A 20,875-nucleotide genomic window follows, 5' to 3' on the forward strand; every position below is an offset into this window, starting at 1 on the left:
CCGGTATCAAGTTCGGCGCAGTGCGGCGGAGGCGATGCTCTCGGGAGGAATTCGATGGAAATCACCGCGCTCGGCTATATCGGCATCAATTCGTCGCAGCTCGACCAGTGGGGACAGATGGCGACCGGGCTGCTCGGCATGCAGCAGGTCGATCGCGGCGGCAAGATGCGCGCCTTCCGGATGGATGATCGCAAGCAGCGGTTGATCGTCGACGGCAGCAGTGATGCCGGGCTAGCGGTGATGGGCTGGGAAGTTCCCTCGACCGTTGAGCTAGACCAACTCGCAGGACGGCTCGAAAGCCATGGCGTCAAGGTCACGCGCGGCTCGCGCGCGCTCGCCGACGAGCGTCATGTGGCCGAGCTGATCGCGTTTGCCGATCCCGCCGGCAACCGGCTCGAGGCCTTCTGCAAGCCGGAGCTTGCAAGCGAGCCGTTCAGACCCGGCCGCCCGATCTCCGGCTTTCGCACCGGCGCGCTCGGCATGGGGCACGTCGTGCTCAATGTCGAGGATGTCGAACAGCTGCTGCCGTTCTACCGCGACGTGCTCGGCTTTCACGTCTCCGATTTCGGGCTGAAGCCCTACGGCCTCTATTTCTTCCACGTCAACGGCCGCCATCATTCCTTTGCGATGGTTGGGTCAGGGCGGAAGGCACTGCATCATTTCATGGTCGAGCTCGGCAGCCTCGACGACGTCGGGCAAGGATACGACCTCGCGCAACTCGAAGACGGCCGCATCGCCTACACGTTGGGACGACACACCAACGATCACATGACCTCGTTCTATCTGAACACGCCGTCCGGTTTCTTCATCGAATATGGCTGGGGTGCACGGATCATCGATCCCGGTACCTGGCAGCCGCACGAGACCTTCGACGGGCCGTCGCTGTGGGGCCATGAGCGCCTCTACATGCCGGAGGAACAGCGCAAGCGCCTGCGTGACATGCGGCTCGATGCGGCAGCCCGCGGCGTGCGCGTGGCCGATCCAAACGTACCAGCGCTTAATTGCGCTTGGCTGGATGCCGTGATCGCACGCGAATAATGCGCAGCCAAAAAAGTGTCTGGAGGGGGTCACCGCGGAACTCGAATTCCTTGTAGCTTGACCGCTCTAGACCACAAGCCGCCGGATCACGCCCAATTGGTCCCTCCGCTCTGCCTTGATAAGACAGACGTTTATGAGCACACCTGCTAGCTGGGCAGCAGACCAATTGAAGTCCGATTAGCTTCCGCGAAATTGCGGGCGGCGCTTGGCGGTGAAGGCAGCTATCCCTTCCCGCGCGTCGTCGGTTCCGGCCGCGACAACAATGGAGTCGTTCTCGGCCAGAAGCTGCTCCACAAGGCCGGTTTCGAATGACTGGCGCAGCATGCGGCGCATGGCACCGTACGCCCGGGTTGGGCCCGCGGCGAGCTTGGCGGCAATGCCGGCGGCCTCCGCCTCGACCGCATCGTCGGAGACGACACGCGACACCAGCCCGTATTCGAGCGCGTCCTGCGCGCTCAGGCGGCTGTTCAGCAGGAACAATTCTTGTGCGCGCCTCAATCCCACCATCCGCGGAAGAAACCAGGTGTTGCCACCATCCGATGTCAGGCCCAGCCCGCCATAGCCCAAGGCGAAGCGTGCGTCCTCCGCCGCAACGACGATGTCTGCGACGTAGAGAAGACCGAGGCCGCCGCCGGCTGCGGCGCCGCGAACTGCGGCCACAACCGGCGCATCCATACTCGTCAGCCGCTCGATGGCCACGTGATAGGGGTCGATCATGCGGCGAAGCCGATCCGGCAGCCGCTCAGGCGCCGTGCCTGCGAACATGCTGACGTCACCCCCCATGGTGAAGTTCGGCCCATTGCCGCAGATCATGACCGCACGAATGCTGGGGGCCTCGACGATCTGTGACACGGCCTCAGCCAGATCTTTAGCCATTTCCTCGTTGATCGCGTTGCCCTGATCAGGGCGATTGAGACGCAGTGTCGCGAGCCCGTCTTTGATATCGAGCAGGACCGTTCGCAACGGACTGGCGGCATCGCGCCAGCGTGCTGTGTCGGTGTACTGCTCAAGCGCGCGGATCCGTCCGTCCGCGAATGTCAGGAGGTGAGCGAAGGCCGCATCGAGGGCGGCCCCGCCCTGCTTGCCCTCGCCGCGATAGCGCCCGGTGACGAGGAGGCGGTCTGTCCCGACCTCGAGAAAACGCTCGGGCTCCGCACGCGCGAAAAAATGCCGGGCGATCCCTCCCCAGCCATCTCGTCGCATTGCAGACGGGCTCTCGTGCCGGCCGCCGATGCCGAACGGCATGCCCTCGGCAATCTGCCCAACGAACTCGGGATGAAGCAGGGCGTCGAGCTGCTGCCGATCACCTGCAGCGAGGGCTGCGTACAGAGAGCGCGCGAGATCGGAGGCTGGTCGTGCTTGCATTGGAGATGTCTCCGCTAAGGTGAGTAATGGTGCAAACTCATAAAAACGCAATTCCTTGCCTGGGTGCCTGGCTGGATCAGCCGACTTTGCGGTTCCGGCTTTCCCAATACGGCGCGCGCAGTTCGTGCTTCAGGAGCTTACCGGCTCCGGATAGGGGCAAGGCCTCGCGAAACTCGAAGCTTACCGGACACTTGTATCCGGCGATGTATTCGCGACAGTGATCGCGCAATTCGGCGGCGGTCGCCTGCATCCCCTGGCGCAGCACGACGATGGCGTGGACTTGCTCGCCCCAGCGCTCGCTCGGAATTCCGATGACAGCACAACCGGCGATGGCCGGGTGGCGTGAGAGCGCGTTTTCGACCTCAGCGGAGTACACGTTCTCTCCGCCTGAGACGATCATGTCTTTGAGGCGATCGACGATGAATAGATAGCCTTCGCCATCGAAATATCCCATGTCGCCCGATCGCAGCCAGCCGCCGCGGAACGCGTCGCGCGTCTCCTTCTCGCGATTCCAGTATCCCTGCATCACGCCGATGCCACGCGCCACGATCTCGCCGACCGTTCCCACGGGCACCTCCGCACCGTCATTGTCCGTCACGCGCATGTCGAGACCCCAGGCCGGACGTCCCGCAGAGCGCAGACGGGCGTGCTCGACTGCGTTGGAAGAGCGGTGACATGCCGCAGGCAGGATGGTACACGGCCCCCCCGTCTCAGTCATGCCGTAGCCCTGATAAAAGTCGACGTTCGGAAGCGCCTTCAGAAGCTGTCCGAGCAGGCGCTCGTTGATCGGCGACCCACCATAGACGATCTTGCGCAGGCTGCTCGAATCATAAGTCTCGAACTCTGCATGGTCGATCAGCCGCTGCAGCATCGTGGGCACCAATAATGTAAACGTCGCCCGTTCGCGCGCAATCGCATTCAGCACCATAGGCGGATCGAAAGTTTCGACGTAGACTGTCCGGCATCCGCGTACCAGAGCGCGGATGAGAATACACATGCCGGCCTGATGGAAGATTGGCGAGACCGCAAGGATTACTTCATCATCAGCATAGTTGACCTCGAGCAGATTGCAGATGGCGTTGCCGAGGAGCGCATTGTGACTCAACATGACCCCTTTAGGGAATCCGGTCGTGCCTCCCGTATAAAAGACACCGGCAAGATTCTCACCGCCGCGCCCCAGGTCGGGTTGTGGCGGCGCATCCATCATCAGCCGCCCGGCATGCAGTGTCCCTTCCGGGGCGATATCGCCCTCGCCCATATAGATAATGGTCCGTAGTGAGCGACTGCGAGAACGAAGCTCACCGCACCAGGACGCGAAGTGATCGTCAACCAGCAGGATGCGCGTGTCACAATCATCGAGAGAGAAGGCAACTTCGGCGGCACTCCAGCGCGTGTTGGCTGGATTGAGCGCGCCCCCGCCCCACCACACGCCGAGCATATATTCGAGATAGCGATCGGCGTTTAGGGCCAACATCGCGACGCGGTCGTTCTCCGTCATACCCACGCTGCGCAGCACCGCGGCCAGGCGCGCCACGCGATCCGCTAGCTGCCGCCAGGTCTGACGACGGTCCCCAAAAACGGTCGCCACGGCGTCCGGCGCACGGCGCAACTGCCGGTGCAAGCCCTCGGTTAACTGAAGCTGCATTTGTCCCTTCTCCCCGCAAAATCTAAGTCGCTGGCCTCTGCTGGCTCTTACGTTGCGAAACTTTATAACAGTCCGACCCGTCGGACTATTATTGCATCAAAAAATGGATGATCAAGTGGATAGAGTCGCCACTTACAAAGATTTTCGCGACCTCATCGAACTTGCCGTCAGCGAGGGTGCGCAGACGCCGACGGCAAAGGACAACGGCAAGGCCGCAATTTGCACTGACCGATCATGCGGTACGCTTTGAAATGGCGCCGCCTGCTTGATCTCCGGACGTCGTGATCCCTGCCCGCTCGCGATCAGGATCAAAGCGAGCGCTCCGGAGGCTCTCCGTCCGTCAGATGAGGAAAGAGATCGTGTAGATCGCCTTGTTGTTGTTGACGAGCACGACCTTCTTGTAGGCCATCTTCAACTCGCCCTGCACCCGGCGCAGCTTGCAGACGCATCGCGCGGCCCACATCGTATCGCCGCGCTGGTTGGTTTCGAAGATCTGCGAGTTGCACGCGACGGCAATTTCCGAGCCGTCGGACCGCAACAATTCGACATTCGCAATGATCCTGGCAAGCTGCGATGGCGGCGTCTGTGAATGACGCCGGCCGGTCTTCAACTGGCGAATGCGCAGCGCAATCCTGGAGCGGTTGTCGTAAATGAACGACATTTCACGTTCCGGATCGGTATCCGTGCCGTTGGCCGGGACCCAGTACACGCCGTCGTCGGTCCAAAGGGACTCCCACGCGTCGTATTCGTGTGTGTCCTGAAGCCGGGCCTCCCGGTACAGAAACTGCGTTACCTCGTGGTGCAGATCGTGGTCGAAGGTGCTGGCGTAGGACAGTTCCTTGCCCGTCCACTCTTTCAGGATATCGGGCGCGGCGATCGCTTCGGTCATGGCATTCATTTCAGCAGGGTTCCATCAAAGAACGGTAATGCTTCCAGATTTCCCGGGACGGCAGGTCGTCGGTCGAATGGCCGGTGAGATAGCCATCCTCGTCGCGCCGCTCGCGATGCTCACCGCGTTTCAAGTAGAGATATTCGGGATTTCTGATCTCGAGCCCGCGCTGGTTGCGCTCGTACATCTCGGTGTCATCGGCCAGCAGGAAGCCGGCGGGCCCCACGGAGCCCATGGTCTGTTGCCGCAGCCGGCGATTGATCTCCGGTGAGTCCTTGAACTGGATGGCCGTCACATGCTGGATTGACTCCGTCGCCGACACCGGCTGGATCACGAAGATCTGAATCTCGGCGATGAACAGGTTGGGGAAGATCATGACATGAGGCATCCCGTCGATCATGATCTGGCGGGCGCGCTTTTCTCCATAGGCCGCGTTCATCTGCGCTGTGTAGTCAGGCAGCTTGTCTGCGGTGGTGCCAAACCAGCTCATTGGCTGGTCTCGGCGGCGGAATTCAGGACGCGGATCCACTTCCGTGTGGCCGTTGCCAAAGCCGCGGGTGATGGCGACGGCGTCAGCTCCATAGAGCGAGCCGATCGCGCTGTCGGAGACCGAGAAGATCGACGAATGAACGAAGCCTGGATGGTATCCGTCGCATTCGTTTTCAAGGATGAACTTCCAGTTGGCCCGCGCACGATGATGCAGAAATCCCGCACAGAGATCGAGCTCTCCGGTCGGGGAATTGTCGCAAGCCTGGTCGAGGGTGCGAGCCGCCCCACCCAGATGCTCGGCCAGCGTCGGGCCTTCGGTCGCCATGGAAGCAAAGACGAAGCCGCGATAACTCGCTACCCTGGGCACTTTGGAGAGGCCGAGCTTGGATTTATCGGCTCCGTTGTAGCCTTCTGGGAACGCGTAGTTCATCAACGTGCCATCGTTGGCGAACGTCCACGAATGGTATGGACAGGTAAACGACGCGCGGTTGCCTTTTTCCTGCACGCACACGGCGTTGCCTCGATGCGGGCACCGATTAAGCAACAGATCGATATTGCCCTTGCGGTTCCGCACCATCAGGACGGGCATCGGGCCAATCGACTTCGTCACGAAATCGTTGTTGTTGGGGACCTCACTTTCGTGGCCGACATAGACCCATGTCTTGAACCAGATCTTCTCCACTTCATCCTTGAAGATCATCTCGTCATGGTAGAGCGACCCGTGCACCATCCCGGGCTGGATCAGATCGTCCCACTGGGTTCGACGGCTCGTCTCCATGCTCTCGCTCCTCCTTAATACCGGGGCTGTCTTTAAGCCCCTCTTTAAAAGACCGGACAACCGGTTTATAATTTCGGCGGCGCTGGCTGTCAATCCCGAGACGGGGTCTCGAGGTGAACGCCGGGACAGGCGCGGGCCTTCTTCGCCTTACCATTGTAGGAGGAGATACGATTGAGCAGGACGATCATCGTCGGCGCCGGCCAAGCCGGTTTCGCTGTCGCGACGCGGTTGCGGAACAAAGGTTACGACGGCGAGATTGCCCTTATCGGAGAGGAAGCCGATCCCCCCTATCAGCGGCCGCCGCTGTCGAAGAAATACCTGACGGGGGACATGTCGCGCGATCGGCTCTATTTCCGGCCGCCAGGCTTCTACGCAGACAACAAGATCGAGCTGCGGACGGCGACCAATGTCGAGGCGATCGATCGCCAGGACCGGTCCGTGCGCGTCGGCGGCACGCGGATACCCTACGAGGTGCTGGTGCTCGCGACCGGCGCGCGGCCAAGACGGCTGCCGAAATCCATGGGAGGCGAGCTCACCAACGTCTACTACATGCGCACGCTTGCCGACATAGATTTGCTCGCGCCCGAATTTCGGCCTGGAGCAAAGCTCCTGATCGTCGGCGGCGGCTATATCGGGCTCGAGACGGCCGCGGTCGCCGCTAGCCTCGGGCTGATGACCACCCTGATCGAGGCGAGCCCTCGCATTCTCCAGCGCGTCGCCTCGCGGGAAACGGCCGCGTTCCTGCGGCAAATTCACCGCCAGCGCGGCGTGCAGGTGATCGAAGGGACCGGGTTGAAGCGACTCGTGGGCAACGGTCGGGCCGCCGCGGCCGAGACGGATGATGATCGGCGGCTGAACACAGACTTCGTCGTGGTCGGGATCGGCGTCGTTCCGGAAACGCGTCTTGCCGCGGCGGCGGGGCTGACGGTCGACAACGGCATCCAGGTCGATGCCCAGGGCCGCACGTCCGATCGATCGATCTTCGCGGCCGGCGACTGCGCCTCGTTTCCCCACCGTGGCGAGTATCTTCGCCTGGAGAGCGTCCCGCACGCGATCGATCAGGGAAATGCCGTCGCAGAAGCCATTATGGGGTCTTCGACGCCCTACACGGCGAGACCATGGTTCTGGTCGGATCAGTACGATCTAAAACTGCAGATCGCGGGCCTGAACACTGGCTACGATCGCGTGATCGAGCGGGCCGGAACGAGACCGGGCACGGCATCATTCTGGTATTTTCGCGGGCGGCAGCTCCTTGCCGTCGACGCCGCCAATGACGCACAAGCCTATGTGATGGGCAAACGCTGGATCGAAGCCGGCCAGTCGCCGGAAGTTGGCGACCTCGCCGACCAGTCGAAGCCGCTGAAAGAGATCGCCGCAAGCTAATCCGTACGGCGATCAGCTAGCTCGCGTCATCGCGGACGAGTCGCGCGCGCGATCGGCGGCCGGCGCTACGTGGCTGCTCCGGCTTCTCGGCGAGAAATCCGCGAAGATACAAGCGCGAGATCCGATCGCAAAGCTCGTCCGGCTTGATCTTGCCGGACGGCTTGTACCAAAGATCCGTCCAGTTCAGCATGCCCACCAGCAGCATGGCATAAGGCGCGTAGACCGCATCGGGCAGTCCAGGATTGAGTTCGCGCAGCAGTGCGCCAATAGTGCCGGTGACCTTGCGTTCGAGGTTCAGGATCTGCGTCTGCTTCGCGGCAGGCAGGAATTTGACGTCATTCATTGCGCTGACGTGGCGCTGACGCGACCGCGCGGATTTCGTCACGAAAACCTCGACGAAACGAAACAAGCGCTGTTTCGGTGAACTGGCTGCTTCGAAGGCCGCTTCAAGTTCGGCCAATAGCCGCTCGAGGTGCTCGCGCAGCAACGCCTGAAGCAGATCCTCCTTGGTGGGAAAGTAGTGATACAACATCGACTTTGTTGCACCACAAAGTTTCGCGACGTCCTGCAGCTTGGCGCTAGGATATCCGACCCTGGCGAAGAGCGCGGCCGCGCTGTCGAGGATCGACTGATACTTCGTCTCGTAGTCGTCTGCACGCACCCGCGGCATCTTGATGTTCCTGTCTTCGTTTCGCTCGCCGCTTTCGCGATCGCTTCTCGTCCATGAGTCCCGCCTTTGCCGACGGCTGGCCAAGTCGCGCCTGCCCTGTGCAGACAACTCTGCCATCCGTCGAGCCCTTGGCGGCGCGCCTGCGCGTCGGACCGCTCCGGAACATTTCATATCATCCGATTCCTGCATATGGCTCCAATCCAAACACGGATTGACATAATCCGTCCCGTGAGTCTTATAATTCATGTGGAATATCGAAGAACCGGCAACAGGATCGGGCCTGACATGTGGCCGTCGAGGCCTGGATTCGTTGTTCAGTCGCATTACCCGGGCAATGCGGCGGCCCCCTCTCATGTCGGCGCAATGGCGCACAATCATCTGCCAAGCCTCCCCCGCCGGGCGGGAGGCGCGCCAAAAAACCGTTTGCATAGGCATCACCAACGGACCGGTTCTCGAACAAAGTCTTTGCGCGTCGAAGTCCTGAACCTCAACGACACGATCGGCCAGTTAATCTCGCCAGCCGACCGGCTGGTCAAAGTAACGAAGAACACAGCATGTTGACAGACATCGTCAAGCCGGCAGAAGCCAAATTGCAGTATCCCTTTCCTAAGCCGCCAATTTCCGGAGAGGTGATCGAGGTCCGCCCGGGACTGCTCTGGCTTCGACTCCCGCTGCCTTTCCAGCTCAACCACGTGAACATCTATCTGATCAAGGATGGCGATGGCTGGGCCATCATCGACACCGGCATTTCGACAAGCGAGGCCAGAGCCGAATGGGAGAGCTATTTCGCAGGGGCACTGGCCGGATTGAAGATCAGGAAGATCCTCGTGACGCATTTTCATCCTGATCATATCGGACTTGCCGGCTGGCTGTGCGACCGCTTTCAGGCACCGCTCCTGACCAGCCTCTCCAGCTACATGAGTTGCCGCGTCATGTCCCTCGATCCGCGCGCCTTCGAGCGCAACCGTCTTTTCTACAAGAGCCACGGCATGGACGATGACGCTGCCGGGATCGTCAGCACCCAGGGCCACGAATATTTGCAGCAGGTCGACCCGCTGCCCGACACGTTCCTGCGACTGGTGATGGGCGACGCATTGACCCTCGGCGGCAAGACCTTCCGTGTCATCACCGGGAACGGCCATGTCGCGGAGCAGGTCATGCTCTATTGCGAGGCCGAGAAGATCCTGCTCGCGGCCGATCAGGTGCTGGAGCACATCTCGCCCAATGTGAGCGTATGGGCCGGCGAGCCGGACGGCGACCCGCTCGGTCACTATCTGCGCAGCTTACGCATGTTCATCAACGAAATGCCGGACGACGTTCTCGTCCTGCCGGGTCACATGCGCCCGTTCTACGGACTGCACGCGCGGTCGCAGGAGCTGATCGCGCATCACGAGACGCGCTGCGGCATCATCCTCGACGCTTGCCAGGATGCCGACCGTTCCGTGGCCGAGCTCGTCCCGCTGTTATTTCCGCGCGCCTTGAACCCGCATCAGATGGGCTTTGCCTTCGCCGAGACGCTCGCGCATGCCAACCGTCTCGTCCGACGCGGCGAGCTCGACATGCTGTCCAAGGAAGAGCGATTTCTTTTCCGCCTTGCGCGGCCGCGATCGCAGCCACACGCGTAGTCACCGCGGACCATGGACAATCCCGCGGTCCCGGAGACGGCCATAGGCCGCGCCATTGATGCCGAGAACTTCGCCGAGAACTGCTTCGGTATGCTGTCCGAGCGCTGGCGCCGTTCCGGCGGCCCGCGCATCGAACGCATCGAACCGCAGCGCGGAGCGTGGTGACAGCACGCGGCCGACGCCGGTCTGGTCGACAGTGTCGAACAGCGGATTTTCGAGCGAGCAGGCCGGATCAGTGTGCACCAGTTCGTGGATCGTCTGATAGGGAGACCAGCAGACACCGGCGCGATCGAAGCTTGCGGCGACATCAGCGAAGGATCGCGCGCCGATCCAACCGCCGATCGCGGCACAAAGCTCGCGACGCGCCAAGAAGCGGTCACCCTCCTTTGCGAGATCGAGCCCGAACTGCACGCCAATCGCTTCAATCGTCTGGGCAAGATCGGTCGCTTCGACCAGCGAATTCCACTGCTTCAGCGTCAAGCCGATCGCGATCACGCGGCGGCCGTCCCTGCAGGCGAAATCGCGCCCGAACGCGCCAAAAAGGTCGTTGCCGTAGCGACCACGAGCGCAACCGAGCTGTGCTTCAGCAATGAATCCGAGGTGTCCCATCACCGAGAGAGCGACGTCTTCGAGCGCCAGCTTGACATGCTGGCCCTGGCCCGTCCGGCTCCTATGCCGTTCAGCCGCCAAGAGACCAGCCGCAACCAGATGGCCGGTCGCAACGTCCCAGGCGGGGAGAACATGGTTGACAGGGGCTTCGTCGCTCACGGGCCCCGTGACATATGGAATGCCGACGCGTGCGTTGACGGTGTAATCCACCGCCGAGCCGCCCTTGTGATCGCCTTGCAGGGTGACCTGAATGAGATCCGCGCGCCTCTTCTTCAGCTTGTCGTAATCGAGCCAGCCGCGCGGCGGGAAGTTGGTGACAAAGAGTCCGGCGCCCTCGCCCGGCGCTGAAATTAGCGACATGGCGATCTCACGTCCTTCGGGATCGGCGAGGTTGAGGGCCACCGATCGCTTCGACTTGTTCAGCCCGCACCAGAACAAGCTGACGTCATCGTCGGACATCGGCCAGCGGCCGAAATCCAGGCCGCCGCCGAGCGGATCGATGCGGATGACGTCCGCGCCCATCTGCGCCAGCGTCAGGCCGCCGAGGGGAGCCGCCACGAAGGCGGATGCCTCGACAACGCGCAGATCCGAGAGGATGGCTTGAGCCCGCATGTCAGGCGGCTCCGGCGTGCAGGCCGAGCGCTTCTTCGAGCAGGCTTCGCGCGACGACCTTGAGCGCGAGAATCTCCTCGGCGCCTTCGAAGATCGACAGCACGCGCGCATCGACGAAGTAGCGGCTCACCGGTGTTTCCTCAGCGTAGCCCATGCCGCCGTGCAATTGCAGCGCCTCGCGCGTGACGATTTCAGCGGATCGGCAGGCCAGAAGCTTGACCAGGCTCGCCTCCATGTGGCCCTTGCCCTGATCGATCAGCCGGGCCACGGCGTGGGACAGTGTGCGGCAGGCGGCGAACCGCGCCCCCATGCGTGCAAGCTTGGCTCGCGTCAAGGCATAGGACTGCAGGCTCGCACCGAACACCCGGCGATCTCCAGTGTAACGGATTGCGGCCCGCAAGGCGGCCCGCATCACGCCGCACGCCCGTGCCGAGGTCTGGATGCGCCCGCCGACCATGCCCGACATGGTGAAATAGAATCCCCGTCCGATCCCCGCCTCGCCACCGATCACATTGGCGTCGGGCACGAAAAACTCCTCGAACCCGAGATCGAAGGAATGCATGCCGCGATAGCCGATGGTCGGGATCGCGCGTCCGACGAGCCTGCCGCCCTCGGGCTGGCGAACATCGAAGGCGTGACCATCGTCCGATGACTTCTCGACCAGCATGAGGCTGAGGCCGCGATGACCGAGCGAGCGATCCGGGTTGGTGCGAGCGACCACCATCAGGAGGTCGGCCTTGCCGGCAAAGGTGCACCAGGTCTTCGCACCGTTGAGCTGCCAGCCGCCATCGACGCGCGTAGCACGCAAGCCAAGCGAAGCAACATCGGAACCATAGTCGGGCTCGGTGATCGAAATCGCGCAGAGTATCTCGCCGCGCGCGATCGGCGGCAGCCAGCGCGCCTTCTGCTCCGATGTGCCGCCCGCCAATAGAGCCCGGCAAAGAATTTCTGGGCGTGTGATCAGGCTGCCCGCAGCACCTAGCGAAGCCTCAGAAAGCGCCTCCGTGACGACGAGCATTCTCTGGGTATCGTCTTCCGATTGCTGGGCCATGCCGCCGAATGCTTCGGGGATTGCGAGCCCGAAGGCACCGATGTCGCGCAAACCGGCAAGGATCTCCTCCGGCACTGTCAGGTCATGGCGGTGGATTTTTTCGGCGAGTGGAGTGACGACGTTCGCCGCCAGGCGGCGGACGCTGTCCTGGACAGCAAGATTGTCATCTGAGATCAGGGAGCCGCCGAGCTCGCCGTCGGCTTCCGCAACGCCAACACCGACAATTTCAAGCGTCGCCGCAGCGGTCGAAAAACGGCGCAGAGCGATGAACTTTCTGTCCGCACGCAACGCGCCCGCTGGGTCCTGCGGCTCGAGGTCGAGACCGATAGAATCGAGCCGCTCCATCGTTGAAACGATCGCGTCGACCACGAACACGAGACCAAGGGCTGTTTCGAAGCCATCGCGCGCTGGATCGAGGGAGGCGAGCATGGCTTCCGCCGCGAGCGTATCCGCCGACGCCCAGGCAAGCTCGAACGCGGCGACTTGCCGAATATCGAGGCCCGCCGAGAGTCCTCCCTCGGCCGATTGGCAGAGGTGCGCGAGAGACCCTGTCACACGATCGAGCGACCGGCGAAGCGCCGCGACGCAATAGCGGGCCTCGTCGATCGCGGTCTTCCTCTGTTCGCGGGTTGCGAGAGCACTCAACCCAGTCATGTCGCCCCCGCCTCAAGCGACGCCAGCGCCTTCTTGACCGCCTCTCGCGCAGTGTACGCGCAGGCCTGCGTGCCGCCATCACCATAATCCTTCACGGCGTCGCCGACATGCCACAGATTGGGCAGCGGCGTATCCTGCGGTAGATCGAACCCGGCGCAGGAGCGTTGAGCGGGCCAGTCGTTGCGCATGACGCGGATGGACAGCATCTTCGCATCGGCGAAATCGACGAATAGAGAGCGCAGGTCCGCGAGCGAGGCCTCCACCTCGGCCTTCTCGTCGAAATCGCCGATCGCGGGCTTGGGAACGGCGTAAGCGACATATTGATACCAGCCGGGCGGCGCGAGTTCCGGGCAGGTGGCCGTCAACTCGCCCATGTTGCAGAGCCGCCGCGTCGCGCCGAAGGTCACGAGACCGGGCGCGTCGATGAGGCGTTTCTTCGTCGCGAAGTTGATGACGATGTTCGCTGACGAGCGCATCTGGGTGCGCGTCTGAGTGATGTAGTTCTCGCCGAAGGCCTCGGCCCCGGGCAGCGAGGCCGTTGCAGCGGGACCGATATTGCTGATGACGGTCTTTGCGCTGACGCGCAACCTGGTGCCGTCGCGCTCGACATCGAGCCCGATCACCCTGCCGTTCTGCACCTGCAGCCCCGAGACCGATGCGTTGAGCCAGATGTCGCCGCCGGCCCGCCGGATGCCGTTACCAAGATCGTTCCATAGTCCGATCGTGCCGCGTGGGCAGAATCCGAAGCGCTTGAAGGCGCCTTTTACGGCGAAATAGGTCAGGAATGCGCGGGCCGGCAGCTCATCGGCATTCGCGGCAAAAATCGCGGCGCAGAGGTTACGGAAGATCGCATGCACTGTGGCATTCGACGTGTAGCTCGACAGCCATTCCGCCGTCGACAGCTTCGCTTCAGGCAGATCGCCGTTTCGCGCGTCAGCGAACTTGGTGCCGATCTTGGCCGCTTGCTTGGTGAAGGCGCCGAGCAGCATGCCCCAGCCGCCCTTGCCGGCGTTGATGATCTTGCCGTCAACATAGAAGACAGTCGCCGGCTTCGGCTCGCGCAAATCGAGCGGCACGCCCACCATCGCGAAGCTCTCCTCGAAGACGCCGCCGAGTTCGATCGCGATCGCCCCAATGTTGACGATGTGGCCATCAATCTCTTCGCTCGAGGCACGACCGCCCAACCGTCCCAGCCGCTCCACCAATAGCGTTTTGCGGCCCGCGGCCACGAGACGGGCGGCGGCTGTCATGCCGCCGGCACCCGCACCGATCACGACGGCGTCATAGTGATGAAGGTCGTCATTTGCGCTCATTGCAGGTTTCCTCGGTCATTTGAATTCATTGTTGGCCCGCGTGCAGCGGCATCATCAGACTCGCCGGACCGCAAGCGACGGCGTTCGAAGGTGGGGGGCACACCCTCATCGCGGAGCTTCGGGAGTGAGCAGAGATACCCCGAGCGCCGCACGCCTCGCGAGCCACGGGCTTGGGCGGTAGCGCGGATCGCCGGTCGCACGCATTTGCCCATTTAGTATCTGCATGATTTTGGCGGGCCCTACCCGGTCGCCCCAATGCAGAGGGCCAAAAGGATAGCCGAGCCCGATGCGCACCGCAGCCTCCAGGTCCTCGACCTCGGCGATCGCGCGCTGCGCGATATTGGCCGCAATATTGACGATCGTGGCAATAACACGCTGGGCGATGAAACCAACGCTGTCGCCGATGACGGTGACCGGGACCCCATCGCTTGCCAGCAGGGCATGCGCGGCGTCGCGGACCGCGGACGCGGTCGCAACCGTTAGCATCATGGTCCTGCGCCGGAACAACGGAGTTATCGGATCGACGGCGACCGACCTGACGGGATCAAGTCCGAGCCGGAGCGCAGCGGTCGTGGCGTCCTCTCCAATAGGCTGGACCAGACAAACATCGGCCCCGGACGGCGACAAACCCTGCCTGGCTCCCGCGTTCCCCACGAGTCCAGCGAGTGCATCGCTGTCGGGTGCTTCGGGATCGATCCAGACCGACAGCGCGCTTGGCAAGGACGGCGGGGATTTAGGGGCGGGCTGGACCTTCTGCCCCTTTTCGTAGCGGTACCATCCCTCGCCGGTCTTGCGGCCATACAGGCCGGCTGCCACGCGCGGGGGCACGAGAGACGATGGGCGAAAACGCGGCTCTTCCTGAAACTGTTGGTAGATCGATGTCATCACCCTGGAGGACACGTCGAGTCCGGTTAGATCGAGCAGTTCGAACGGCCCCATCCGAAAGCCGAGTCCATCGCGCAGCACATCATCAACTTCCGATGGGCCTGCCACCTTTTCCTCTACGATCCGCAGTCCCTCCGTGTAGAGGCCGCGCCCGGCATGATTCACCAGGAAGCCCGGCTGGTCGGCAACGACAACAGCTTTGTGGCCGGCGCCTTCGACAAGCGCGCGCAGGGCGGAAATGGCCGATGGCGCCGTCCTCACCGCCGCGATGACCTCAGCCACCTTCATCAACGGCACGGGATTGAAGAAGTGCAAACCCGCGACGCGCGCTGGGTGCCGGCAGGCCGAGGCAATCTCCGCGACGATCAGTGAGGAGGTATTTGTGGCAAGGATACAGCTGTCCGAGACGATCCCCTCGAGCCGCGCGAACAGGTCGCGCTTGACCGCGATATCCTCGACTATGGCCTCGATGACGACGTCACATCCTACCAAATCCGCAAGGCTTGCGCAGGACGTCGCGCGACCACGGATGCTGTCCAGCGCATTGGAAGCGAGCCTCCCCTTCGCAACAAGGCTTTCGAGCGTCGCAAGCACCGCTGCAACGCCCCGAGCGGCCGCGTCGGGCTTCTCGTCGAAGCAGACTACGGCATGTCCGGCCTGGGCGAAGAGCTGAACGATCCCGCGCCCCATCGTGCCGGCGCCGACTACGCCGATGCGTAGCGCGCTGGCTCCGTTCGCTTGCGAGAACCCCATGTCAATCTCCGGAGAAGTTCGGATGGCGCTTCTCCAGAAACGCGCGCATGCCTTCCGTCTTGTCCGCGGTATCGAACAGCAGGAGGAATTCGCGGTTCTCCAGAGCAAGCGCAGCATCGAGAGGAAGATCGGCGCCCGCGCGCAGTGTGCGACGGATCGCCGCCACGGCCCTTGCGGGCATGCGGGCCATCTTCTTGGCTAGCTGCAGCGCAGTCGACATCACCTGTCCTTCTTCGGCAAGCGCCGCAACGAGCCCGAGCGCGTAGGCGCGCTCGCCGGTCAGCGGTTCGCCCGCGAGGAGCATGAGGCTTGCGACTTGCTTGCCGACGCTGCGAACGAGACGCTGCGTCCCGCCCGCGCCCGGCATGATCCCGACATTGATCTCGGGTTGACCGAAGCGCGCGGTGGCGCCGGCGACGACGACGTCGCACATCAGCGCGAGTTCGCATCCCGCGCCCAGCGCGAAACCGCTTACCGCCGCGATCGTCGGCTTGCCGCAGTTCGCGAGGGCGCTCCAATATTGTCCAAGATCGAGGTCAGCAACCTGCTGCGGACCCTTGTCAACGAGCAGGTTGAGATCAGCCCCGGCAGCGAAAACGCTCTCGCCACCGGTAATAACGAGAGCGCCGATGCTGCGATTAGCGTCCAATTCACGGCACGCATCGGCGATGCCGCGCCGCATTGTCAGATCGAGCGCATTGCGCCGCTCCGGACGGTTGAGACGCACGATCCCCACCCCGTCACGCCGCTCAATAAGAACGCCAGTTGCTTCAATAGCCTCGCTCATGTCCGTTCCTTGGACGAGAGCTCCAGAAAATGAGCGGCTCTTTTCTCCATGAACGCTTTGTAGCCTTCTGCGAATTCGGGGCCGGTGAGACAAACCGCCTGGTCGCGCGCCTCGCGCTCCAATTCGGCAGCGAGCGACCCCGAGGGATCGAACAGCCGTTCACGTGTCCGTCGAAGGGCTTCGACTGGAAGGTGTGAGAGTCGCGACGCTTCGATCACCGCAGCCTTCATGATGTCGTCATCCGCCACGAGTTGATCGGCAACGCCGATGGAAAGGGCCTCCTCGCCGGTCACTGGTGCAGGCGACGTTACAAGCCTCCAGGCGACTGCCTTGCTGACACGCTGCCGCAGCGTGAATAGCTGTCCCCAATCCGGCGCAAGTCCGAGTCGCAGGAAAGGAAACAGAATCTGCGTCCTGCGCCCGACAACGATGTGATCACCGAGCAGTGCCATTCCGACAGCTGCTCCCGCCACCACGCCTTCGAGGGCGCTGACGATCGAGAGTCCCGATTCGGCCAAGGCACGGCAGACGGCATGAACGTGCCGCATTCGCAACTCTGCCTGCGCGTAGTCGAGATTCGCCATCGTCGGAAGGTCACCGCCCGCCGAGAAGACACCGTCGACCCCGCCCAGGACCAGCGCACGGGCCGTGGGATCTCCACGAAGGTCGGTGAGCGCATCAATGAATCCCTGCCTGACGGCATGATCGATCGCGTTGCGCTTGGCGGGCCGATTGATGCGCAGGCGCGCGACCGACGGCGCCGGCCTGTCAAGGAGAACGACCTGCTCCACGATGTCAGACCCCTTCGCCACCGATGATCGAGATAGAGCACACGTTCTGCGACGGCTGGCCGCCGAGATTGTGGATCAACCCCACACTCGGACCGCCGAGCTGACGCGCGCCGGCACGGCCGTTGAGCTGCAGGTAGATCTCGTAGAGCATGCGAATTCCGCTGGCGCCGACTGGGTGTCCGAAGCATTTCAGCCCGCCGTCGATCTGGCAGGGTACCCTGCCGGAGGCGTCGAACTCGCCCTCGAGCACGTCCCGCACGGCGCATCCTTCATCCGACAGGAACAGGTCCTCCATCGTGACGAGCTCGGTGATGGAGAAACAGTCATGCACTTCGGTCATGCTGATCTGCTCCCGTGGGCGATCGATACCCGCCTCCTCGTAGGCCCTCTTGGCCGCAATCCGGGTCGTATGGAAATAGCTACCATCCCAGCCATTGCCCTGGAGCTCCCAGCCATTGGAGCAGGCTATCTGGAGAGCCTTGAAGGTGACGAGATTGCGCTTGCCCATCCCACGCGCGATGTCGGGCGTCGTGACGATGACGGCCGCCGCCCCGTCCGACACGCCGCAGCAGTCGAACAGGCCGAGTGGCGCGGCGATGGTCGGCGCCCGCAGGCACTGCTCCTCGGTGATGGTCTTTTGCAGATGCGCCTTCAGATTCTTGGAGCCGTTCTCGTGGCTCTTGACCGACACGTGAGCGATCGCGCGCTTGAGCGTCTTCGGATCAACGCGGTGCTTATAGCGATAGGCCGCAGCAACCTGGGCGAAGTTCGCGGGCGCAACTGCATTGGGGTACCATTGCGGAATATAAGTCCCGACGGTCGCGACCGGCAAGCCGCCATAGCCGGTGTCCTTCAACTTCTCGACGCCAAGCGCGAGCGCGATGTCGCAGGCGCCCGCGGCCACTGCGTAGACGGCGGCGCGGATCGCTTCCGAGCCGCCGGCGCAGAAATTCTCGACCCGCGTTACGCCGATGTTGGGCAGGCGCAGCGCAATGCTCATCGGCGTGCCACCGCGGCCGGTTCCGACGTCGTCCATGTGCGTGGAGAACCAGGCGGCGTCCAACTGATCGGGCGTGATTCCCGCGTCCTGCATCGCCTCGCTGTACGCCTCGAGCATCAAGTCCTCGGGGCTTGCCTCCCAGCGCTCCCCGAACCGACTGCATCCCATGCCGAGGATCGCGACCTTGTCTTTGATGCCGTTCGCCACTTTGCCTGCTCCTTCAGTTGCCGCTCTTGATCGCGCCCGATTCGTCGCGCGCCGGCGTTGCTTTCCAGAAATACCGCGTGTAGCCGCGAACCGTGTCGACGTCCTTGATCCTGAAGACCATCTCCATCGCCGTTCCGGAATCGACTTCGCCGACGTCGAGATCGGTGAAATCCATCAGGATGCGGCCGCCGCCTTCGAAGTCGATCTGACCGTAGTGATGCGGCGGCGACGGATGGTAGGAAAGATATTCGGCCGACCAGCTCAGGATGTGGGCCGCCCGGTCCGCGAGCCTGTAAGGCTCCTGCGTGTCCTGCAGCGGCGCACCGGGATCATACGAGAGTCGCGACGGCGGAAAGTGGACGCTGCCGGTGACGCGGCACTTGCCGGCGACGAGACCGAGCAACGCCGTTCGATTGCGCCACGCCGTGCTGAGCGCCGTCTTGCGGTCCTGCTCGCCGCGCATTCCCCGCTCGAGCTGGAGCTGACCGCCAAATGAGAGAAAGCGGGTATAGTTGCGGTCTTCCTTACCGCGCGAGAGCCAGTTCGAGACGCCTCGCGCGGGTTTGAAGCCGGCGATCAGCGGCGTCGCCCGCAGCACGATTGCCTGGGCGCCGCTACCGAATTGCGCCAGCACGATGACTTGGCCGGGCTGCGCGCGTTCGAGAACATTCGCAAGCATGATGAGCCCGTGCGCCGCCCCGCAATTGCCGATACGCTCCATCATGGGTTGAGCGATCGCGTCACCGCGCACGCCGCAGGCCTTGGCGACTTGCGCATCCATGCGCGAGAACGACGTCGGGAAAATAAAGTGGTCGACCTTGTCGGGGTTGACCCCTGCCTCCTTCAAGGCCTCAGCCACCACGCGCGGAACGAGCTTACTGATGCCTTCGTCGCGAACCCAACGTTCCTCCCACTGGTAGTCGATCTCCGAGCCGGTTGCGCGGAAATGGTCGACGAAATCGACCGACAGCGTCGCGGATCCAATCAGCTCAGCGAGTACATTGTTGCGACCGATCAGCAGTGCTGCAGCGCCATCGCCATATTCCAGCTCCTGCGGGCTCGCCGCACGCGTCCTGCGCCGATCGGCGGCCAGCACGAGGACATCACCCTTATAAGTGTTGCTGCGCGCGATCGCCTGCGTCACGGCGGCGAGCGCAACGCGCTGCGTCCCTCCGAGATCAGCAGCCTCGACCGTGTCGTCAAGCGTCAGCGCGCCGGCGACGATCGCTGAGTTCAGCCGCTCCGCGAACGGGGGCGTATTGGTGGCGAGAAGAACGCAGCGGACGTGGGAGCGGTCCTCCGACGGTCCGAGACAGTCGCGCGCCGCCGCTACCGCCATGGTGACGCTGTCCTCGTCCCAATTGGCAAAGGCGCGCTCGCCCTTCTGGCTCGCGAACTGCGGAGCGTACCAGGCGTTCGCCTGGGCTACGGCCTCGCGTGAGAGACGAAGGCGGGGGATGTAGCCCCCAAACGCGGTGATTCCGATCATGTAAAGTCGCTTCCTGCCTGTACGCTCACAAGATGTGCCGCAATGAATTTGCCGCCGGCTGCCACCGCCTCGCGGGCCTCAGGCAGTTCGTCCGGGAATTGCTGGAAGACATGAATCATGCCGGGCCAGATTTCTGAACGAACGGAAGCGCCGGCCGCGCTGGCGCGCGCGGCAAATTCCTCGGTGTCGCTGAGGAGCGTCTCGCGTTCGCCGACCTGCATCAATATCGGGGGCAGCGCGCGCATGATCTCTGCACTCGCAAGCAAGGGTGACAGCCGCGGATCCTCAGCGCTCGCGCCAGCTCCGAGCGCACTGCGCGCCATCGCAAGGATCATCGGGCGCTGGTGGATCGGATCAAGAGCGGCGTGCGACTGGTAGCTCTCGCCCGAGGCGGTGAGGTCGGTCCATGCGGACATCAGATAGGCGGCGGCGGGAGATCGCTTGCCCTGTTGCAGGCGCGCGACCATCACACCAAGCGCCAATGCAGCGCCGGCTGAATCTCCCGCCAGCGCGATACGATCGGCAGGAAGGCCCGACTTCTCCAGCCATTCAAGGACCGCCATGGCGTCGTCGAGCGCAGCGGGCAGCAAATGCTCGGGCACGAGACGATAGTCCACTGCTAGGGCCTGGATTCCGGCCTCCAGGGCCAATCGGGCGATGATCTCCCTGTGCGATGTCGGCGAGCCGACACGGAAGCCACCGCCATGCAGATAGACGATCGCAGCGTCGCGGCGGGCCGCAGGGGGGCGAACCCACTCGCAGGCAACCGCACCGGCTTGCACAGGCTCGATGGTCGCGGAGACAGACGAGCTGAAGAGCTCATCCCAGTCGGCACGCATCTG

The 20,875-nt window shown here is 63.2% G+C and carries 17 protein-coding genes; 3 read left to right on the forward strand and 14 right to left on the reverse strand.

Going from position 1 to position 20,875, the window contains the following annotated elements; all coding sequences use genetic code 11:
- Positions 1-54: 54 nt before the first annotated feature.
- On the forward strand, positions 55-1,038 hold the full coding sequence (locus tag IVB29_RS27100; RefSeq protein ID WP_247506466.1) for a VOC family protein: 984 nt from the start codon (positions 55-57) through the stop codon (positions 1,036-1,038).
- 177 nt (positions 1,039-1,215) lie between these two features.
- On the opposite strand, the gene IVB29_RS27105 is transcribed toward IVB29_RS27100, so the two are convergent.
- From IVB29_RS27105 to IVB29_RS27120, 4 genes are all read right to left on the reverse strand, one after another.
- Complete coding sequence (locus IVB29_RS27105; protein ID WP_247506467.1) at positions 1,216-2,403, reverse strand: enoyl-CoA hydratase-related protein; 1,188 nt, start codon at positions 2,401-2,403, stop codon at positions 1,216-1,218.
- A gap of 76 nt (positions 2,404-2,479) precedes the next feature.
- Entirely contained in the window at positions 2,480-4,048 is a 1,569-nt protein-coding gene (locus IVB29_RS27110) for a long-chain fatty acid--CoA ligase (RefSeq protein ID WP_247506468.1), read from the reverse strand.
- Positions 4,049-4,388: 340 nt separating this feature from the next.
- On the reverse strand, positions 4,389-4,937 hold the full coding sequence (locus IVB29_RS27115; protein WP_247506469.1) for an aromatic-ring-hydroxylating dioxygenase subunit beta: 549 nt from the start codon (positions 4,935-4,937) through the stop codon (positions 4,389-4,391).
- Between the two features lie 10 nt (positions 4,938-4,947).
- Entirely contained in the window at positions 4,948-6,204 is a 1,257-nt protein-coding gene (locus tag IVB29_RS27120) for an aromatic ring-hydroxylating dioxygenase subunit alpha (protein WP_247506470.1), read from the reverse strand.
- Between the two features lie 171 nt (positions 6,205-6,375).
- Here IVB29_RS27120 and IVB29_RS27125 point away from each other — a divergent pair, with 171 nt between their 5' ends.
- Complete coding sequence (locus tag IVB29_RS27125) at positions 6,376-7,587, forward strand: FAD/NAD(P)-binding oxidoreductase (RefSeq protein WP_247506471.1); 1,212 nt, start codon at positions 6,376-6,378, stop codon at positions 7,585-7,587.
- Between the two features lie 16 nt (positions 7,588-7,603).
- On the opposite strand, the gene IVB29_RS27130 is transcribed toward IVB29_RS27125, so the two are convergent.
- A complete protein-coding gene (locus tag IVB29_RS27130; protein ID WP_247506472.1) occupies positions 7,604-8,257 on the reverse strand; it encodes a TetR/AcrR family transcriptional regulator in 654 nt (217 codons plus the stop codon).
- A gap of 554 nt (positions 8,258-8,811) precedes the next feature.
- Here IVB29_RS27130 and IVB29_RS27135 point away from each other — a divergent pair.
- Positions 8,812-9,882 carry an MBL fold metallo-hydrolase gene (locus tag IVB29_RS27135; RefSeq protein ID WP_247506473.1) on the forward strand — a complete coding sequence of 357 codons (1,071 nt, stop codon included), beginning with the start codon at positions 8,812-8,814 and terminating at the stop codon, positions 9,880-9,882.
- On the opposite strand, the gene IVB29_RS27140 is transcribed toward IVB29_RS27135, so the two are convergent.
- The 9 genes from IVB29_RS27140 to IVB29_RS27180 form a co-directional block, all read right to left on the reverse strand.
- On the reverse strand, positions 9,883-11,103 hold the full coding sequence (locus tag IVB29_RS27140) for a CoA transferase (RefSeq protein ID WP_247506474.1): 1,221 nt from the start codon (positions 11,101-11,103) through the stop codon (positions 9,883-9,885). It abuts the gene before it with no gap.
- A 1-nt stretch (position 11,104) separates the two neighbouring features.
- Positions 11,105-12,808, reverse strand: a complete 1,704-nt coding sequence (locus IVB29_RS27145) for an acyl-CoA dehydrogenase family protein (protein ID WP_247506475.1) — start codon at positions 12,806-12,808, stop codon at positions 11,105-11,107.
- Positions 12,805-14,121 (reverse strand): FAD-dependent oxidoreductase, encoded by a 1,317-nt coding sequence (locus IVB29_RS27150; RefSeq protein WP_247506476.1) that lies wholly within the window; start codon positions 14,119-14,121, stop codon positions 12,805-12,807. The genes IVB29_RS27145 and IVB29_RS27150 overlap by 4 nt, the downstream gene beginning before the upstream one ends.
- 105 nt (positions 14,122-14,226) lie before the next feature.
- Complete coding sequence (locus tag IVB29_RS27155; RefSeq protein ID WP_247506477.1) at positions 14,227-15,759, reverse strand: 3-hydroxyacyl-CoA dehydrogenase; 1,533 nt, start codon at positions 15,757-15,759, stop codon at positions 14,227-14,229.
- A gap of 1 nt (position 15,760) precedes the next feature.
- Complete coding sequence (locus IVB29_RS27160; protein ID WP_247506478.1) at positions 15,761-16,546, reverse strand: enoyl-CoA hydratase-related protein; 786 nt, start codon at positions 16,544-16,546, stop codon at positions 15,761-15,763.
- Complete coding sequence (locus IVB29_RS27165) at positions 16,543-17,337, reverse strand: enoyl-CoA hydratase/isomerase family protein (RefSeq protein WP_247506479.1); 795 nt, start codon at positions 17,335-17,337, stop codon at positions 16,543-16,545. The genes IVB29_RS27160 and IVB29_RS27165 overlap by 4 nt, the downstream gene beginning before the upstream one ends.
- Before the next feature lie 4 nt (positions 17,338-17,341).
- On the reverse strand, positions 17,342-18,544 hold the full coding sequence (locus IVB29_RS27170) for an acetyl-CoA acetyltransferase (protein ID WP_247506480.1): 1,203 nt from the start codon (positions 18,542-18,544) through the stop codon (positions 17,342-17,344).
- 13 nt (positions 18,545-18,557) lie between these two features.
- Entirely contained in the window at positions 18,558-20,033 is a 1,476-nt protein-coding gene (locus tag IVB29_RS27175) for a 3-oxoacyl-[acyl-carrier-protein] synthase III C-terminal domain-containing protein (protein ID WP_247506481.1), read from the reverse strand.
- Positions 20,030-20,872 (reverse strand): alpha/beta hydrolase, encoded by an 843-nt coding sequence (locus tag IVB29_RS27180; protein WP_247506990.1) that lies wholly within the window; start codon positions 20,870-20,872, stop codon positions 20,030-20,032. The genes IVB29_RS27175 and IVB29_RS27180 overlap by 4 nt, the downstream gene beginning before the upstream one ends.
- Positions 20,873-20,875: the final 3 nt, after the last annotated feature.

This window comes from Bradyrhizobium sp. 1 (assembly GCF_023073315.1).
GTDB lineage: Bacteria > Pseudomonadota > Alphaproteobacteria > Rhizobiales > Xanthobacteraceae > Bradyrhizobium.

What these genes read in the sequence shown, in the direction of transcription:
- IVB29_RS27100 (WP_247506466.1), top strand. Translation starts at nt 55, where the DNA reads ATGGAAATCACCGCGCTCGGCTATATCGGCATCAATTCGTCGCAGCTC.
- IVB29_RS27105 (WP_247506467.1), bottom strand. Translation starts at nt 2,403, where the DNA reads ATGCAAGCACGACCAGCCTCCGATCTCGCGCGCTCTCTGTACGCAGCC.
- IVB29_RS27110 (WP_247506468.1), bottom strand. Translation starts at nt 4,048, where the DNA reads ATGCAGCTTCAGTTAACCGAGGGCTTGCACCGGCAGTTGCGCCGTGCG.
- IVB29_RS27115 (WP_247506469.1), bottom strand. Translation starts at nt 4,937, where the DNA reads ATGACCGAAGCGATCGCCGCGCCCGATATCCTGAAAGAGTGGACGGGC.
- IVB29_RS27120 (WP_247506470.1), bottom strand. Translation starts at nt 6,204, where the DNA reads ATGGAGACGAGCCGTCGAACCCAGTGGGACGATCTGATCCAGCCCGGG.
- IVB29_RS27130 (WP_247506472.1), bottom strand. Translation starts at nt 8,257, where the DNA reads ATGCCGCGGGTGCGTGCAGACGACTACGAGACGAAGTATCAGTCGATC.
- IVB29_RS27135 (WP_247506473.1), top strand. Translation starts at nt 8,812, where the DNA reads ATGTTGACAGACATCGTCAAGCCGGCAGAAGCCAAATTGCAGTATCCC.
- IVB29_RS27140 (WP_247506474.1), bottom strand. Translation starts at nt 11,103, where the DNA reads ATGCGGGCTCAAGCCATCCTCTCGGATCTGCGCGTTGTCGAGGCATCC.
- IVB29_RS27145 (WP_247506475.1), bottom strand. Translation starts at nt 12,808, where the DNA reads ATGACTGGGTTGAGTGCTCTCGCAACCCGCGAACAGAGGAAGACCGCG.
- IVB29_RS27150 (WP_247506476.1), bottom strand. Translation starts at nt 14,121, where the DNA reads ATGAGCGCAAATGACGACCTTCATCACTATGACGCCGTCGTGATCGGT.
- IVB29_RS27155 (WP_247506477.1), bottom strand. Translation starts at nt 15,759, where the DNA reads ATGGGGTTCTCGCAAGCGAACGGAGCCAGCGCGCTACGCATCGGCGTA.
- IVB29_RS27160 (WP_247506478.1), bottom strand. Translation starts at nt 16,546, where the DNA reads ATGAGCGAGGCTATTGAAGCAACTGGCGTTCTTATTGAGCGGCGTGAC.
- IVB29_RS27175 (WP_247506481.1), bottom strand. Translation starts at nt 20,033, where the DNA reads ATGATCGGAATCACCGCGTTTGGGGGCTACATCCCCCGCCTTCGTCTC.
- IVB29_RS27180 (WP_247506990.1), bottom strand. Translation starts at nt 20,872, where the DNA reads ATGCGTGCCGACTGGGATGAGCTCTTCAGCTCGTCTGTCTCCGCGACC.